Origin of the sequence: Dactylosporangium vinaceum, assembly GCF_019904175.1 — a bacterium.
Classification (GTDB): domain Bacteria; phylum Actinomycetota; class Actinomycetes; order Mycobacteriales; family Micromonosporaceae; genus Dactylosporangium; species Dactylosporangium vinaceum.
Genome location: NZ_CP061913.1, coordinates 333,099 through 350,152 on the forward strand (window position 1 = coordinate 333,099; position 17,054 = coordinate 350,152).

Sequence of the window (17,054 nt, forward strand, 5' to 3'; positions counted from 1 at the left end):
CGGCGGGCCCGGTCCGCGGGTATCAGCCGGCATGGATCGGCACTTCGTCAAGGCGCTGCTCTACGCCTGGGACCGCGATGAGTTCCGGGAGGGCCTGCAGCACCTGATCGACCTGGACGAGGTGACGACCCTGCTGGCCGCGCTGTCCGTCGAGGACCACGACCACGAGGTCGAGCGCAGAGTGCTTGACCTCGTCCGCTCAGGCCTGGACGCCGCCGAGATCCGCCGCGCCACCCTGCTGCTCATCGAGGACGACGACGTCCGGGAAAACCTCGCCGCCGGCATCACCGCAAGCCTCGCCGACCGCCCCGACCTGGCCCGCTCGATCCGCTCCGCGCTCGACGACCCCGAGGTGCGCACCGAACTGCGCGAAGCGCTCGAGTCCGCGCCGCTGCGGGCGGTGATCTGGCAGGTCGCCGAGAACCAGTTCGAGGGCCGCCGCTGGGCCCTGATCCGCACCGCCCTGGTCCTCGTCGTGCGCCACCGCCACGCCCGCCGCCTGACCTGGGCGCTGCGCCGGCACGGCCTGATCCGCGCCCTGCGCAGCGGAGACTGACTCGGCGATCAGTTCGGGTTGGCCATGCCGAGCAGGTCGAGGGCCTCGTCCAGCTGCTGCTCGGTGAGCGTCCCGCGCTCCACGTGCCCGCGGGCCAGGACGACCTCGCGGATGGTGCGGTCCTCCTTCAGGGCCTGCTTGGCGACGGCCGCCGCCTCCTCGTAGCCCAGGTACCGGTTCAGCGGCGTCACGATCGACGGGGAGCCGGCCGCGTACGCCTCCAGCACCGAGGCGTTGGCCGCCAGGTCCACGATGCACCGCTCCTCGAACAGCCGGGCGACGTTCGCCAGCAAGCGAATCGACTCGAGAAGGTTGCGCGAGATCACCGGCAGCATCACGTTGAGCTCGAAGTCGCCCTGCGACCCCGAGAACGCCACCGCCGCGTCGTTCCCGATCACCTGGGCCACGACCTGGCGGATCGCCTCGGGGATCACCGGGTTCACCTTCCCGGGCATGATCGACGACCCCGGCTGCAGGTCCGGGATCGCCAGCTCCCGCAGCCCGGCCCGCGGCCCCGAACCCATCCACCGGATGTCGTTGGCGATCTTGTACAGCCCCACCGCGACGGTCCGGATGACCCCTGACGCCTCGACGAGCGAGTCCCGCGCCCCCTGCGCCTCGAAGTGGTTGCGGGCCTCGGTCAGCGGCAGCGAAGTCGTCTCCGCCAGCAGCGCGATCACCCGCGGCGCAAACCCCGAAGGCGTGTTCAGCCCGGTCCCGACCGCCGTCCCGCCCAGGGGCAGCTCGGCGACCCGGGGCAGCACTGCCGCGATCCGCTCGACGCCGTAGCGGACCTGCGCCGCATATCCGGAGAACTCCTGCCCCAGGGTCACCGGGGTCGCGTCCATGAGATGCGTACGCCCGGCTTTGACCAACGGCGCGAACTCGTCGGCCTTGCGCTCGAGCGCCGACGCCAACGACGCCAGCGCGGGCGTCAACGTGTGCGCGAGCTCGGAGGCGACGGCGATGTGGATGGCCGAGGGGAAGACGTCGTTCGAGGACTGCGACGCGTTCACGTGGTCGTTCGGGTGCACCGGCGACGACAGTGCCCGCGAGGCGAGCGTCGCGATGACCTCGTTGACGTTCATGTTCGACGACGTCCCGGAGCCGGTCTGGAACACATCGATCGGGAACTGATCCGCGTGCTCGCCGTCCGCGACCGCGCGCGCCGCGTCGGCGATGGCCTCCGAAACGTCCGGCGGGAGTACCCCGAGCGAGCCGTTGACCGCTGCCGCCGCGGCCTTGACGGCGGCCAGAGCGCGGATCAGCGACCCTTCCAGCACCATCCCGGAGATGGGGAAGTTCTCGACGGCCCGCTGCGTCTGGGCCCGCCACAGGGCCGACGCGGGGACGCGGACCTCACCCATGGTGTCGTGCTCGATGCGGTACTCCATCAACCCATCATTCAGCGGGAAAGCGCCGTCAGGTCCTGTGCGCCGAGAGATGTGAACAGCGCAACAGCCTCGTCGGAGCGGTCCAGGCCGAACAGCGCGCGCGCCTGCTCGTAGCGGTCGCCGATGCGTGAAGCTTTCGCGAACGCCTCCTTGTTCAGCCAGTCCGCCTCCTGCGACCGGCCGAGCGCGCGCAATGTCAGCGCGAGGTCGTTCGCGGCCAGACACTGCCCGGAGACGTCGGCCACGCGCTCCATCTGGTCGCGGGCCGCGCGCTGGCACGTCTCGGCGTCGGCCAGCCGGCCGCGCAGGCGATACGCGGTGCCGAGCTTGCTCAGCGTCTCCGCCGCCCCGTACTGGTTCACCGAGTCCCGCTTCAGCACCAGCGCCCGCTGCAGCAGCGCCGTGGCCACCGAGAGGTGCCCGAGGTGCAGGTGCACCAGGCCCAGCTCGCCGAGGCTTATCGAGAAGGGCCGGATGCCCCCGATACGCCGGGCGACGGCCAGCGCCCGCCGGTTGGCCGCCAGCGCCTGGACGTAGTTGCCGGCCTGCGTGTGGACGAGCGCGACGGTGCTCTCCAGCTTGAACTCCAGGCTGGGCGGCATCTCCGGCAGCCGCACCCGCGCCGCCGCCTCCGCCGACGCGATCGCCTCCGGATACTGCCCGAGCCGGCTGTGCAGCATGGCCAGGTTCGTCAGCGCCGTGCCGACCAGCCGCGGCAGGTCCTCGCGCTCGGCGATCCGGATCACGGTTTGCAGCGTGGCGAGGGCGTCGGTGAGGCGGCCCATCCGGAAGTACACCGCGGCCAGGTAGTTGCGCGACTCCGCCTCCAGTTCCGCGTCCGGCAGCGCCTCGGCGGCCGCGATCGCGCGCTCGTAGAGGTCGAGCTGGTGCTCGCCGAACCCGAAACCGAACAGGAACGGCGACACGGCCCGAGTGAGCATGCAGGTGTGCCGGTGGTGACCGGTCTCGGCGGCCATCCGTGACACGCTGAGGACGTTCGGCAGCTCCCGCTCCAGCCACCGCCGAGCCTCGGGCGGCGCCGCGAAGTCGAGCGCCGTCGCCGGTGGGTCGTCGAGGCGCAGCAGCGACTTCGCGTCCGAGAGCTCCATGAACTTCGTCGCGCTGACCACGGAGTACAGGTAGTGATCGAGCAGCCGCCGCTGCGCGGGCGTGTCGTCCTGCGCCAGCTGCGCCGCATAGTCGCGCAGCAGGTCGTGCAGCCGATATCGCCCGGCCGCCGGCGCCTCGACCAGGTGCACGTCGACCAGGTCCTCCAGCAGCGCCTCGGCCTCCGGGACGGCCAGCCCACCGAGCGCGGCGGCCGCGGCCGGCTCGAAGTCACCCGACGGGTGCAGACCCAGAACCGCAAAAAGCCTCTGCAGGGGTACCGCCAACTGCTGGTAACTGAGCGTGAAGGCCGCCGCCACCGTGCGACCGTCGACGGCGAGCTCGGGCAGCCGCCGGTCCGCGGTCCGCAGCCGCAGCGCCAGGTCGGACACGCTCCAGCCGGGCCGATGCTGCAGCCGCGCCCCGGCCAGCCGAACCGCGAGCGGCAGCCGCCCGCACAGCTCGGCCACCTCCTCGGTGCAGGCCGGGTCCGCGTACGCCCGCTCACCCACGGTGCGGCGCAGCAGCTCGACCGCGTCCTCGAGCGGCAACACGTCGAGCGACACCGTCTGCGCACCGTCCAGCCCGGCCAGCCGGCGCCGACTCGTGATCACTACACCGGTGTGCGCGGTGCCGGGCAGCATCGGCAGCACCTGGGCCGTGTCCAGGGCGTTGTCGAGCAGGACGAGCACCTGCCGGTCGGCGAGCTCGGTGCGCCAGAGCACCGCCCGGTCGTCCAGCCCCGGCGGCACCCGCTCGGCCGGCACGCCCAGCTGCCGCAGCAGCGCGCCGAGCGCCTCGCCGGGGTCGAGCGGCGACCGGTCGCTGTGCCCGCGGAGATCGAGGTACAGCTGGCCGTCCGGATAGCGCTCACTCGCCGCGTGCGCGACCCGCACCGCGAGCGACGTCTTGCCGGTCCCGGCCATGCCGTCGATGGCGATCACCTCGGGCCGCTGCGACCGCAGCCCGCCGATCAGCCGCTGCACCAGCTCGGACCGCCCGGAGAAGTCGGCGACGTCGCGGGGCAGGCAGCGGGCGGCCCGGCGCCCGATGGTGCGCGGGGCCTGGGGGAGCAGCAGCGCGGCGTCGCCGTTGAGTATCCGCCGGTGCAGGTCGGCCAGCTCGGCGCCCGGCTCGATGCCGAGCTCCTCGGCGAGCAGCGCCCGGCCGCGGCGGAACACGGCGAGTGCGTCCGCGCGCCGGCCGGTGCGGGCCAGCGCCGTCATGAGGTGGCCGCGGAACTGCTCGTGGTGCGGGAAGCGCTCGACCAGGTCGGCGACCTCGGCCAGGATCTCCTCGGCCAGGTCCAGCTGCAGCTCGAGGTCCAGGCACAGCGCCATCGCCGCGGTCCACTGCTCGTCCAGGTGCGCGGCCGCCGCCCGGACCACATCCGAGTCGACGTCGGTGAGCGGCCGCCCCCGCCACAGCGCGAGCGCCTCCCGGAGATCGTCGCGCCCGCCGGCGAGGTCACCCTCCGCGGCCGCCGCCCGCCCCCGCTCGACAAGCGTCGCGAAGAGCGCGGCATCGAGATCCTCCGGCCCGACCTTGATCCGGTAGCCGGCCGGCTCCGTCACCACCAGATCCTCGGGCAGCCCGGCCCTGCGCAGCACCTGCCGCAGCCGCGAAACGCAGCTGTGCACCTGCGCGCGGGCGGTAAGTGGCGGGTTGGTGTCCCAGAGCGCGGAGATGACCTGCTGCACCGGCACCAGCTGCCCCTCCCGCAGGAGCAGCAGCGCCAGCAGGACCCGCTCTCGCGGGGCCGCGACCGTGATCTCCGCGTCCGGCGTGTGTATCTGCACCGGTCCGAGGATCGAAAAACGGGTCGTATCGCGCATCATCACCCTCTGTGCGCCAACCGCCGTCTCCCGCGTGACGCAAGCCAATATTTCTTTGATGGTAGTCAGATGAGAGCGACGAAAGAGTGGGGGCGGCGACCCTTTTTCACTGGAGCGCATGCGCGTGCCGGAATGCGCCCAGGACCGGCCTTACTCAGTCAAGGCCGGGAGCTCTGGGCGAACGGGGATATTCCGGGCCGAGCAGGCGAATCATTTGATGCGGGGCTGCGCCCAACGTTGTGTGTGGCCCCCAAATCACCACGTTAAGCGGGGTACTTCGCGCTGCCGACTTAACGGAATTGTCGCCCGACGGGGTATAGGCCAAGTTTGGGCGATTCAAGGGCTTTTCCCAGGCATCTGCGGCGTCGAGGGGGCGTCGCAGATGCCGTACGTTCGCAGCGTGCGCCCCATGCATCAGTCCGCCGTCCCGCCGAAAATGATCGAGCGCGCCACCGAGCGCCGCCTCGCCGGCGACTGGCGCGGAGCGTGCGCGGCCGCATACGTCACCCCGGCCGTGGACCTCGGCAAACTCCGCCAATTCCACGGCGCCGAATTCGCCGAATCCGTTGAGTCGGATTTACGTCACGTCATTCCCGACCTGCTTCGTTGGTACCTCCCCCGGGACCCGAGCACCGGCCGCCTGAACCCGCGCATGCGGTACCCGTTGTCACGCATCGGCGACAGTCACGCGCTGTATGCATACACGCCACCGCTGCATGAACCCCAGTGCGTGCAGCTACGCGTCGCACCGCTCGACAATCCCGGCCGCAACCGCGACGACACCCTGCTCCTGCTCCCCGAGCGCTGGGACTCGAGGCGCACGAAGGATCTCCTGACCCGCTGCGGCGGCCCCGACTTCCTGACCTCGCCGCCGCTGCTGCTGGATGAGTCCGGCCACCACGCCGAGGCCTGGTCGGCCGCGGGCTACGACCTCGAGGTCCAGCTGTTCCAGGACCGCTGGGGCCGCGACCGGGTCGACCCGGCCGCGTTCACCGACCCCGACCGCCGCCGCCAGGCCGTGGACAAGGCCCTCTCCTGGCTGCGCCCCGCCTACGCCTACCTCCCGACGGCCGCCCAGGGCCTGGCCGGCGACTCGGGCCTGGTCCGCATCGACATGCGCGGCCGCCGCCTGGTCCTGGACCTCGACAGCCGCCGGGTCCGCCTGCTCTCCCGGGTCCCGTACCACCGCGAAGACGACAAGCGCCGCCGGGCCGAGATCGAGGCGTTCGGCGTGGAGCTCTCCAAGGTCCCGCCACTACCCCTGATCCAGGCCCGCCGCCCGCCGGAGCTGACGGCACTCCTCCGCGGCGAGATCTCCCCGAACGACCTCCACCCGCTGATCCACCAGACCCTCTTCCCCGGCCGCCCAGGCCCGCACCACCCGCCGCGCAGCCCCCTCCGGACCACCATCAAGATCCGCTGCGGCACGGCAACGCACACCGTCGAGATGCGCGACAACCAGATCGTCATCCCCCACACGGCCGACGAGATCGCCCGCGAACGCACCCTGATCGCCCTGGGCGGCACCCACATCGGCTGCCTGGCCGCCGTCGACGGCTGGAGCAACCCCCGGGTCCCCATGCCAAGACCCATGCAACGCCTCCGCGACGAGATCACCCTCCTGGCGCAGCACGGCGACACCTGGACCTTGGACGCGGCCATCAACAACGGCCTCGACCCGAACCTCCGCAACTCCCGCGGCCAGACCCTGACCACCCTCCTCGAATGGACAAGCCAAACCAACCCCTCCTGACCCCGCCCCCAGCCCACCGCCGATGCAGGTCCCCCCAAGGACGCAAGCTCACCGCCACCGCCACTGCCACCACCCACACAGCGCCAGCCCAACACCGACACCGACACCAGCCGAGCGGGGGACACCAGCCGAGCGGGGGACACCAGCCGAGCGCGGACGTCAGCCCAGCGCCACCGCATCGCCGACCCAGCACGCACACCCGCTCAGCACCAGGACCAGCACCGACACAGCCCAGCGCTAACGCACCGCCAGCCCAGCACTCACACCAGCGCAGCGCGGACGTCAGCTCACCGCCGCCGCCCACGCAGCGCCAGCCCAACACCGACGCCAGCGCAGCGCGGACGTCAGCTCACCGCCGCCGCCCACGCATCGCCACCGCCGCCGCCCACGCAGCGCCAGCCCAGCACCACTGCCCACGCAGCGCCAGCCCAGCACCACTGCCCACGCAGCGCCAGCCCAGCACCACTGCCCACGCAGCGCCAGCCCATCGCCGATGCGGGCCGGCACAGGCTTGCATCCGTCGGGCATGAACCGCACCAGCCGCCGCTGACACGCTGGCGGAAGCGTTCGCGGGCGCCGACGCAACGATTCAGCCTGGTGTGAACCGCACCAGTCCCCGCCGACACGCCGGCGGCAAGCGGTGCCACGCCCCCGAGACCTGGGCAAGGACGGCTCGTTGCGGCATGGCGCGGGTCAGCGCGACGAGCATGCAACGCGTCGGCCGCCGCCGGGCATGCCGGCAGGAAGCGGTGCCGGCATGCCGCGGGGTGGTGGCCGAGTGCCGTTCGTCAAGCGCGGCGGGTCCGGCGGCTCTGGGCGCGGACGGTGGCCGGGGTGCCGTGTGAGATCGCGGCGCGCAGGATCAGCTGGAGCCGCCGAGGGGAGCGGATCGGTAATTCCTCCAATCGGGGGACACGGGCGAGCTCGGTCGGCAGCGCCGGCAATGCGTTGCCGACCAGTCGCGCGAACATCGCCCCGGCCCCGTTCGGCGCGTCGGCCGAGAGCCAGCGCAGCGTCCGCAGCGGCTCGCGAGTCCGGCGGCCGGCGCCCGCGGGCTCCTCGGCGTCGACAAGCAGCAGGCAGCGTTGGCCGGCCGGGATCAGCTCGCCGTCCAGCAGCACCGCCTGGGTCGTGGTCCGCAGCCAGCCGATCACCCCAGGTCCGTTGCGCAGCACCGATTCCACGAGCCGGGCCCGATCGGAGTCCGAGTCGGCGACCCGCGCCGGGCCGAAGCCGGCACCGGCGTCGGCAAGTGGCGAGCAGTCGAAACCCGCGCCCATGAACGGATCGTGGTCGCGCTCCAAATCCCCGAGCTGTGCTGGCTCAAGATCCATACCGCCAGGCCCCGTAAGTTCAGGACCCGTGCCGCCGGGCCGCGCAAGTTCAGGACCCGTGTCGCCGGGCCGCGCAAGATCAGGACCCCCGCGTCCGAGTTGGGTGCGGTCGAGATCGGCGTTCGCGTCCCGAGCGCGGGAGGGACCAGGGCCGCCGAGCCGAGTGCGATCGACATCCGCGTTCGCGCCGGGCGCGCGGGAGGGACCGGGGCCGATGAGCTGGGCGCGCTCGAGACCCGTGTTCGCGACCGGCACGCCGTCATGACCCGTGCCGCCGAGGTGGGTGTCGTCGAGGCCAGGGCTGTCGGTGGCCGTGAGGGCGGCGTCGAGCAGGGCGGGGAGCAGCATCGTGGTGGCGTCCCACACCGAGGCGGTCAGCGCGGTGACGAGGGCCGCTACCGCGTCGAGAGACACGCGGTCCTGGCCGAGGCCGCGCCAGAACAGCAGCTCGTCCAGCACGGTTTCCGGCCGGGCGGCGGGGCGCGAGCGGACCAGGGCGAGCAGCTGGGAGTACAGATGCTGCGTCGGCTCTTCGGGGTTGAGGGAGCGCAGCACGGCCGCGGGCAGGCCGATGATGTCGGCGATCACCTCGGGCACCAGCTCGTCGATCGGGTGTTGACGGGCGCGGGCGGCGATGCGGGCGCCCCACATCAGGCGGGCCTGTGCGGGTGTGCTCGGCCAGACCAGGCGGAGCAGTTCGCGCACGCGGGGGTCGAGGTCGGAGCCGGGTTGGCCGGCGAAGGTCAGCGGGTCGCAGAACGCCTGGCCCACCGCGGCGTCACCGGCGATGATGCGCAGGTCAGAGGTGCCGCTCACGTTCGCGACCGGGTTGAACAGCACTGGCGAAAACCTCCCGCGACGGTACGAGCCGACTCCCCAACCCTACCCGCTTTCGAACGCCTGTACGAACAAAAATCGGCACGGATTCATGCGTTCATGCATCTGTTCAGGTCTATGGACTGGGGTAACAAGCGTGTGACGCTGGGTGTTCGTGACTGGAACTGAAGGTCGGTGATGCAGTGTGGCTACCGGTCGTCACAACGACAGTTGCTCGAACGGGCAAAGACATGCCTGTCACTGCGGCAGCTGCGGCGGATCCTTGCACGGCTGGCGAGCGTGGCTCGATCTGGCCATCGGGCCGAACGCCGAGCGGACCCAGCGGTGGAACCGGCGGGACCGGGTGCTGGAGCGGGCGCCCGCGCGGCATGCCCTGCGCCGCAACCAGCGTAATCGCGAGATCGTCGGTGACCTCGCCCGCATCGACATCAGCGGCTGGCTCTCGGTCGAGGGCCGCCACACCCGCCAGGCCAACGTCGCCGAGCCCACGGTCGCCCAGCCGACCGTGACCGAGCAGGTGGAGGCCCTGGCCGAGGGCCTCGCGCGGGCGCCGTGGGAGCGGATCACGGCCGAGCTGGCGGACCCGGTCGCGATCGGGCGCGAGTTCGCCGATCACGGCTGGTGCGATCTGCTGGTGGGGCTGGTCCGCGGGGCCGAGGCGATGGGCCGCCTGGACAACGGTGTGGACAAGTGGATGCAGAGCGCGCTGATCAGCTCGTCGCGCGCGCAGCACCGCCCCAAGGTCGACCGGGCCGTCGCCGAGCTCGTGGCCGACCGCGTCTGGGAGGCTCTGGCGGCCGGGCTCCCGGGGACGTACCCGTGGCTGACCGGGCGCACCGGCGAACGCGAACTGCGCTCCCTGCGCGTGCTCGCGGTCTTCATGTGCCCCGCACCCGAGGCGCATGCCGAGGTCCGCGAGCACGCGCTGGGCCCGGCGATCGGCATGGTGACCGACCGGACCCGAGAGTTGCTCACCCAGGTGCTCGGCCTTTAGACCCCGATTTGGTACGCGCGCAGCACCGTCTGCCGCACGGAGTTCCCGTCCCCATCGGTGACCGTGGCGCGCAACGACGCGTAGCCGCGCGCCGGGTGCCTGACGATGACCAGCCACCCGGCGCCGGCGCGCGCGACGGTCGCGGCTCGCCACGTGCGGCCGTCGTCGAACTTGCACATTCGCGACGTCCACCTGCGCGCTCGTGGTGCCCGCCGGGGTGCTCGTTTCCGGGCGTTCGACGGACATCGGCAGCCCGAACGGGCCGCCGCCCGGTACGGTTGTGCCGGTCGGGGCGCGGATCGAAGCGGGCCGTGAGCAGGGGCGGCGGCCGGCCCTCGCCCGCTTCGCCCGAGCGGAACGTCCACTCGGCCCGCACGGATGTCGCAAGCGGCCAACAAGCGGCGTTGCGGTGGGCATCGGCGGACAGCCGATACCGCGCGGTTTGGCTCGGGACCGCGATCTGCGCGGCGCCGGGCGGCCAGCAGCACGAGGCACGCGACGGGAGGAAGAAGTCTTCGCATCTCTAGATGGCTGCGGATGCCCCGACCCGCGTTCGCGCCGCGACCGGAAGATGATCGCTCCCGGTGGCGCGAAGCGTCCACACGACAGTCACCGCGCCCCCGCGCACCATGACCTGATCGATCCGCCCGACCGGAAACGCCGCGGGAAAACTCCAGGCGAAGCCGGTGCGCGCGGTGGTCATCTGCCGCGTGATCGGTCGGAGCCCGCGATCGTCGACGGTCCCGTTGAGATCCCCGATCAGCAGCACCGGTGACCGCTCGCCGCCCAGCCGCGCACCCAGTTGCCGAGCGCTGTCATCCCGCCACGCCGTGTCGAACCCATTGAGCCGCATGCGCACGGACGGAAGGTGTACAACGTAGATCACTACTCCGCGTACAACCGCCCGCAACCCGCGCCGCCACTCCGCCTGGAGTCCGTGCGGCTTGATGTCGATGGGCTCGGCCTCGGTGATCGGATAGCGCGACCAGAGCCCGACGGTTCCGAAAACCGCCCGATACCGCAGCGGGAGGTGAATCTCCCGGGTGATTTCCTCCAGCCCGATGAGGTCCGGCTGCACCTCCATGAGCACCCGCACGGTGCCGGCCGGATCGGCGTTCTCGTCGCTGAAGTTGTGCTGCACGACCACGAGATCGGCCGGCCGGCCGTCCGCCGGGAGCAACGCCCCGCCAAAGGCGCTCATCCACATGGCGCCGCTCACGACAAAACCCAGAAACGCGGCTCTTGTACTCGTCCAGAGAGCGATCTCGAACATGACCACGACACCGAGAAAGCTCCACGGCAAGAAGTTCTGCACCAGGCTGACCACGGACCAACTGACGCGCGGCGGGGCGCGCCGGTTGTCAGGACAGAGCCCTCGCGATCGTGGCGGCGGCCGTCGTCACCTCGGGAGGTACCGATGCCGGATCCAATGCAGTGAGGGCGACCACCCCGACGCTTGCCTCCAGGCCCTCGACCTGGGGGATGGCCGCGGCGACCCCGTGGGCACCGGGCTGGAGCTCGCCGGTCGTGGTCACGGCGGCGTAGTCGCCGCGGCGGCCGGCCAGGATCGCCTTGCCGGCCGCGCCCTGCTCGAGCGGGTGGCGCGATCCGGTGCGATACGCCACGTGGAACTGCGTCCAGCTCGGCTCGACGACCGCGAGCGCGTACGCCTCACCGCCGTCCGCGATTGTCAGATGGGCCGTCGCGCCAACGGTTTCGGCCAGGCGGCGCAGTGCCGGAAGGGCGGCGTCGGCGACAAGCGGCTGGGCGCGGCGGGCCAGGTGCAGCAGGCCGGCGCCGAGGCGGAGCCGGCCCGCGCGGTCGCGGCGGACCATGCCGTGCTCGGTAAGCGTGGCGACCAGGCGATACACGACGGCGCGGCCCACGCCCAGCGCCTCCGCGGCCTCGGTCATCGTGAGGCCGGCGGGGGTGTCGGCGACCAGATGGAGGAGGCGGAGACCGCGGTCGAGCGTCTGCGCCGTCTCGGTTGCCACGGTCACAGGCTATAGGCCGCTCTCCGTTACTCTTGACCGCGTGACCCTACGCCTGTATGACACCGCCAGCCGATCGGTCCGGGACTTCGTCCCGTTGACGCCCGGGCAGGTCGGCGTCTACCTGTGTGGGCTCACCGTGCAGGCCGGACCGCACATCGGCCACCTTCGCTCCGGCGTCAACTATGACGTGCTGCGCCGCTGGCTGCTCAAGTCCGGCTATTCGGTGACGTTCATCCGCAATATCACCGACATCGACGACAAGGTGATCGCCAAGGCCACCGAGGCCGGGCAGCCGTTCTGGTCGATCGCCTACGCCAACGAGCGGCTGCTCGCCGCGACCTATCTCCGGCTCGGCGTGCTGCCGCCGACCTACGAGCCGCGGGCCACCGGGCACATTCCGGAGATGCACGAGCTGATCAAGCAGCTGATCGCCGACGGGCACGCGTACGAGGCGATCGACGGCAGCGGCGACGTGTATTTCGATGTCCGGTCCTACGCCGACTACGGCGCGCTTTCCGGCCAGCGGCCCGATGCCATGGAGGCCGCGGCCGACGGGCCGGCCCGGGCCAAGCGCGACCCGCTCGACTTCGCGCTCTGGAAAGGGCGCAAGGCCGACGAGCCGGCCGACGTCAACTGGCCCTCACCCTGGGGGCCGGGGCGCCCGGGCTGGCACATCGAGTGCTCGGCGATGTGCTGGCGCTATCTCGGGACCGAGTTCGACATTCACGGCGGTGGACTCGACCTGCAGTTCCCGCACCACGAGAACGAGATCGCGCAGTCGCGGGCGGCCGGGCACGGGTTCGCCCGATTCTGGGTGCACCACGCGCTGCTCAACCTGGGCGACAAGAAGATGTCCAAATCCCTCGGCAACGTGGTCTCGCTCGAGGCATTGGAGGATTTGGGTGTACGTCCGGTAGAAGTCCGGTACTACCTCCTCGCGCCCCATTACCGCTCGGTCATCGACTACACGCCCGAGGCGCTCGCGGAGTCGGCGGTCGCCTACCGGCGGCTCGAAAACTTCGTGCTCCGGGCCGCGGAGCAGTTCGGCGAGGGCGAGGTCGGGGAGATTCCGGCCGCGTTCGCCGAGGCGATGGACGACGACCTGAGCACCTCGCGGGCCCTCGCCGTCGTGCACGATGCGGTGCGCGACGCCAACGCGGCTCTGACGGCGGCCGACGAGGTGGCGGTGCGGGCGGCGCTGGCTGAGGTACGAGCGATGCTGGAAGTCCTTGGCATCGACCCTCTGCACCCGCAGTGGCGCTCGACCGACACCGGTGATTTGACGAAAGTCGTAGACTCACTGGTCGCACTCGCGCTGGAGCAGCGCACCGCGGCCCGCACACGCAAGGACTGGGCCGCCGCGGACGCCGTCCGCGACCAGCTCAAAACGGCCGGAGTCGTGGTGGAGGACACCGCGGCCGGTCCACGATGGACGTTGGAGCACTGAGACTCATGCCAGGTAACTCCGAGCGCCGCGGCAAGCGCGTCGTTTCCAAGAAGGGCGCTTCGAAGGGCTCCGGTGGTAAGAACCGCCAGTCCCTCGCCGGGCGCGGCCGCACCCTGCCCGCTGACGAACGGCCGTGGCACAAGGGGTATTCGGGGGACGAGCCCCTGCCCTCGAAGACCGCATGGAAGCAGGACAAGGAGCGGCGCGCGGCGGCCGTTGAGGGCCGAGCGCCGAAGATCGGCCAGCCGGGGACGAAGCGGACGGCCGGCAAGGGGCCGTTCGGCGCCAAGAAGACGTCGTCCATCGCCAAGACGCGAGTCTCCCCGGGACGCAAGTCGGCGCAGCCCAAGGACGGCCCGGAACTGCTCGTCGGCCGCAACCCGGTCGTCGAGGCCCTGCGTACGCACGTCCCGGCCACCGCGCTCTACGTCGCCATCGGCATCGACATGGACGAGCGCATCAAGGAGTCCGTGCGCACCGCGGCCGAGCGCGGCATCGCGATCCTGGAGATCACCCGCAACGAGCTCGACCGCATGACCGGCGGCGTCCTGCACCAGGGTCTCGGCCTGCAGGTGCCTCCGTACGCGTACGAGCCGTTCGACGACCTCGTCGCCGCCTCGCTGGAGTCGACGGCGCCGCTGCTCATCGCGCTGGACGGCGTCACCGACCCGCGCAACCTCGGCGCGATCATCCGCTCCGCGGCCGCGTTCGGCGCCCAGGGCGTCTTCCTGACCGAGCGCCGCTCGGCCGCGATCACGGCAACCGCCTGGCGCACCAGCGCAGGGGCGGCCGCCCGGGTCAAGGTCTCGCAGGTCACGAACCTGACCCGGTCGCTGAAGCGGTGCCAGGAGGAGGGCTTCGTCGTCGCCGGCCTGGACGCGGACGGTGCGACATCGCTCTATGACCTGGAGGCGGCGGCCGGCCCGCTCGTCGTGGTCGTCGGCTCCGAGGGCCGCGGGCTGTCCCGCCTGGTGGGCCAGACCTGCGACCTACGGGTGGGCATCCCCATGGTCTCCGACGTCGAGTCCCTGAACGCCTCAGTCGCCGCCGCCGTGACGTTGGCCGAAGTCAGCCGTCGTCGCCGACTGTAGATCTTTACCCACGCACCTAATATGAGCCGGTGACTCAGCCTCAGCAGGGCTTCGCCATCGGTGTCGACCTTGGCACGTCCAACACCGTCGCGGTGATCCGCCACCCTGACGGCCGTACGCGCCCGCTGCTCGTCGACGGCGCGCCGATCATGCCTTCCGGCGTGTACGTCGACGAGCACGGCCGCATCCACGTGGGCCGCGACGCGCAGCGGATGGCCGGGCTCGACCCGTCGCGCTTCGAGCCCAACCCGAAGCGGCGCATCGACGAGCCGGCGGTCCTGCTGGGCGACCGCGAGATCAACACCGTCGACCTGCTGGCGGCGATCCTGGCCGCCGTCGCCCGGGCCTCGGTCGAGGCGGTCGGGTTCCTGCCGCCGGCGATCCTCACGTACCCCGCGGCCTGGGGCAGCCGCCGCCGCGACACCCTGGCCGAGGCCGCTCGCCGGGCCGGCTGGCCGCCGGTGCGGCTGACCCCCGAGCCGGTCGCCGCGGCCCGGTACTTCGCCGACGTCCTGCGCCGCCCGGTCGCCGTCGGCTCGTCACTCGCCGTGTTCGACTTCGGCGGCGGCACGCTCGACATCGCGATCGTGCGCAACGACAACGGCCGGTTCTCCGTCATCGGCTCAGGCGGCCTCGAGGACCTGGGCGGCCTGGACGTGGACGCGGCGATCGTCGAGCACCTCGGCAACGTGATAGCGCAGACCGCCCAGGGCGCCTGGGCCGCGCTCCAGCACCCCACCACGACCACGCAGCGTCGCGATCGCCGGCTGTTCTGGGACGACATCCGCGGCGCGAAGGAGATGCTCTCGCGCTCCACGAATGCGCCGATCACGGTGCCGGGGCAGGACCAGGCGCTGCACCTCACGCGCGAGGAGCTGGAGCGGGTCACCGACCCGCTCATCCGGCGGGCCGTGTGGGAGACCGGGAAGGTCATCCACAGCGCCGGTCTGCGCCCCGATCAGCTCGCCGGACTGTTCCTGGTGGGCGGCTCGTCGCGACTCCCGCTGGCCGCGCGGCTGCTGCACGCCGAACTGGGGATTGCGCCGACGGTACTCGAGCAGCCCGAACTGCCGGTCGCGGAGGGCGCTCTGGCGGAGTTGGTACCCGCTGTCGCCTACCAGACCGAAAGCATTCCGGTTTCAGGTATGCCGATGGCTCCGCATTCGACACCACCTTCGGCACCGGCCTCGGCGCCTCCGGCCGCACCGATTTCTCCCGTCTCCGGCGGCTTCGGCGGCGCTCCAGTCTCCGTTGCGCCTATGGGCTACGGGCAGGGCGGTCCGCCGAGCGCGCAGTTTCCGGCCCCACCATCGCAGCGCATCCCGGTCGCCGCCCCGCCTCGGATGAATCGGACCGGCCTGCTGCTCGGGGCGGTCGCGGCGGTCGTCGTGCTCGCGTTGGTCGGGGCGGCCGGCTACTGGTTCTTCTTCCGCGACAGGGTGAACCCGGTCGACTTCAAGACGGTGTCCGCGGCCGGCTCGCTCGCCCTGGGCGACAAAATCAACTATCCGGTGACGGCGACGCTCGGTTCGCGGACCTATGCGCTGTACACCACCGACAAGAACCAGGTGCACCTGGTGGCGTACGACCTGGACGACAAGAAGAAGATCTGGCAGTACGACCTCGGCGACGACAACTACCGCTGGAACGTGTATCCGAACCCCAGCGGCGTCATGCTCATCGGCAGCGGCGGGACGGTCCCGGTGCTCGTGCTCGTCGGCGAGGACGGCAAGCAGAAGGCGAAGCAGGAGTACGGCACGAGCGACGCCGTGTACTTCCTCGCGGACGTGTGGATTCAGCACTCGGTGAAGACGAAGAAGACGAACGCCTACGACTGGGCGGGGAAGTACAAATGGACGCTTGACGATGACAAGAACAGCACTGACCTGCTCGGCCCGATCGTCACCGGGGATCAGACCGGACCGTCCGACCTCACCGGCGCCCCGACCAACCGCGATCTGAAGTCGCGCACACAGTTCATCACGATCGACGGCGACACAATCAATCTCCGGAACCAGAGCAGCAAGATTGTGCGCTCGTGGAGCAACACGGCCGGCAGCTCCGCGAAGTTCGCGATGTACGGCGAGCGCCTGTTCGTCTACGGCTCCAGCACGAAGTACACGGTCAAGGCCTATGACCTCAGTAAGGACGGCGAGCCCGAGCAGCTGTTCACGGCGCCTGACGACAAGCGTCAGATCGAGGACGTCGCCGCCTGCGGCACCGACCGGCTCTGCGTGCTCGACTCCGACTCGTCGGCCGGGAGCACCATCCTGCGCTCCATCTCCGTCACGGACAAGAAGCAGGTCTGGCAGGGCGACGCGAAGGGCACAAGCGCACTGATCCCCGTCGGCAAGTCGATCCTGGCCACGACGCCGACCGGCAGCACCCCATCGTCGCGGCTGTTCGGCGAGGACGGTTCGCAGGTGCTGAAGCCGGAGGACCAGGGCGCATTCGGCGCGCGGGTGACGAACGGCAGCCTGCTGTTCTTCGCGAAGGCGCCGGGCGCGTACGACGAGGACGTGACGCTCACCGGCGTGACGGTCTCCTCGGGCGACCGGATCGCGCTCGGCACGCTGCCGAAGGTCGCGGGGCAGAGCTGCTCGTGGAACGCCACGAAGATCGCCTGTGTCGGCGACGGGAAGCTGCAGATCTGGGCCTTCGCCTGATCGGCCCACGGAAAAGGGCGGCCCCGGTGTCGGGACCGCCCTTTTC

At 71.2% G+C, this 17,054-nt stretch carries 12 protein-coding genes; 6 read left to right on the plus strand and 6 right to left on the minus strand.

Annotated features, from left to right (window positions below; translation table 11 throughout):
* The first annotated feature begins 31 nt into the window (after positions 1–31).
* Positions 32–556 carry a hypothetical protein gene (locus tag Dvina_RS01625; protein ID WP_223100604.1) on the plus strand — a complete coding sequence of 175 codons (525 nt, stop codon included), beginning with the start codon at positions 32–34 and terminating at the stop codon, positions 554–556.
* Between the two features lie 8 nt (positions 557–564).
* Here the strand turns inward: Dvina_RS01625 and Dvina_RS01630 are convergent, their stop codons facing one another.
* Positions 565–1,950 (minus strand): class II fumarate hydratase, encoded by a 1,386-nt coding sequence (locus Dvina_RS01630; RefSeq protein ID WP_223100605.1) that lies wholly within the window; start codon positions 1,948–1,950, stop codon positions 565–567.
* A gap of 11 nt (positions 1,951–1,961) precedes the next feature.
* Positions 1,962–4,856, minus strand: a complete 2,895-nt coding sequence (locus Dvina_RS01635; protein ID WP_223100606.1) for an AfsR/SARP family transcriptional regulator — start codon at positions 4,854–4,856, stop codon at positions 1,962–1,964.
* Between the two features lie 436 nt (positions 4,857–5,292).
* Between Dvina_RS01635 and Dvina_RS01640 the strand changes: the two genes are divergently transcribed.
* Positions 5,293–6,645: a hypothetical protein gene (locus tag Dvina_RS01640; RefSeq protein WP_223100607.1), complete on the plus strand. Its 1,353-nt coding sequence runs from the start codon at positions 5,293–5,295 to the stop codon at positions 6,643–6,645.
* A 788-nt stretch (positions 6,646–7,433) separates the two neighbouring features.
* On the opposite strand, the gene Dvina_RS01645 is transcribed toward Dvina_RS01640, so the two are convergent.
* Complete coding sequence (locus Dvina_RS01645; protein ID WP_223100608.1) at positions 7,434–8,819, minus strand: cytochrome P450; 1,386 nt, start codon at positions 8,817–8,819, stop codon at positions 7,434–7,436.
* A 259-nt stretch (positions 8,820–9,078) separates the two neighbouring features.
* On the opposite strand from Dvina_RS01645, the gene Dvina_RS01650 reads away from it, so the two are divergent.
* Entirely contained in the window at positions 9,079–9,810 is a 732-nt protein-coding gene (locus Dvina_RS01650) for a hypothetical protein (protein ID WP_223100609.1), read from the plus strand.
* Here the strand turns inward: Dvina_RS01650 and Dvina_RS01655 are convergent.
* From Dvina_RS01655 to Dvina_RS01665, 3 genes are all read right to left on the minus strand, one after another.
* The gene (locus tag Dvina_RS01655; protein WP_223100610.1) at positions 9,807–9,989 is read right to left on the minus strand and encodes a hypothetical protein; all 183 of its coding nucleotides are present in this window, start codon (positions 9,987–9,989) and stop codon (positions 9,807–9,809) included. The two genes, Dvina_RS01650 and Dvina_RS01655, sit on opposite strands and share 4 nt — an antisense overlap.
* A 344-nt stretch (positions 9,990–10,333) precedes the next feature.
* Entirely contained in the window at positions 10,334–11,137 is an 804-nt protein-coding gene (locus tag Dvina_RS01660) for an endonuclease/exonuclease/phosphatase family protein (RefSeq protein ID WP_223100611.1), read from the minus strand.
* Positions 11,138–11,171: 34 nt separating this feature from the next.
* The gene (locus tag Dvina_RS01665; RefSeq protein WP_380030782.1) at positions 11,172–11,810 is read right to left on the minus strand and encodes an IclR family transcriptional regulator; all 639 of its coding nucleotides are present in this window, start codon (positions 11,808–11,810) and stop codon (positions 11,172–11,174) included.
* A gap of 34 nt (positions 11,811–11,844) precedes the next feature.
* Between Dvina_RS01665 and cysS the strand changes: the two genes are divergently transcribed.
* The 3 genes from cysS to Dvina_RS01680 are packed head-to-tail and all read left to right on the plus strand — an operon-like array spanning position 11,845 to position 17,008.
* On the plus strand, positions 11,845–13,251 hold the full coding sequence (gene cysS / locus Dvina_RS01670) for a cysteine--tRNA ligase (RefSeq protein ID WP_223100613.1): 1,407 nt from the start codon (positions 11,845–11,847) through the stop codon (positions 13,249–13,251).
* Positions 13,252–13,256: 5 nt separating this feature from the next.
* Positions 13,257–14,342 carry a 23S rRNA (guanosine(2251)-2'-O)-methyltransferase RlmB gene (gene rlmB / locus Dvina_RS01675; protein ID WP_223100614.1) on the plus strand — a complete coding sequence of 362 codons (1,086 nt, stop codon included), beginning with the start codon at positions 13,257–13,259 and terminating at the stop codon, positions 14,340–14,342.
* Between the two features lie 29 nt (positions 14,343–14,371).
* On the plus strand, positions 14,372–17,008 hold the full coding sequence (locus Dvina_RS01680) for an Hsp70 family protein (RefSeq protein WP_223100615.1): 2,637 nt from the start codon (positions 14,372–14,374) through the stop codon (positions 17,006–17,008).
* Positions 17,009–17,054 lie beyond the last annotated feature (46 nt).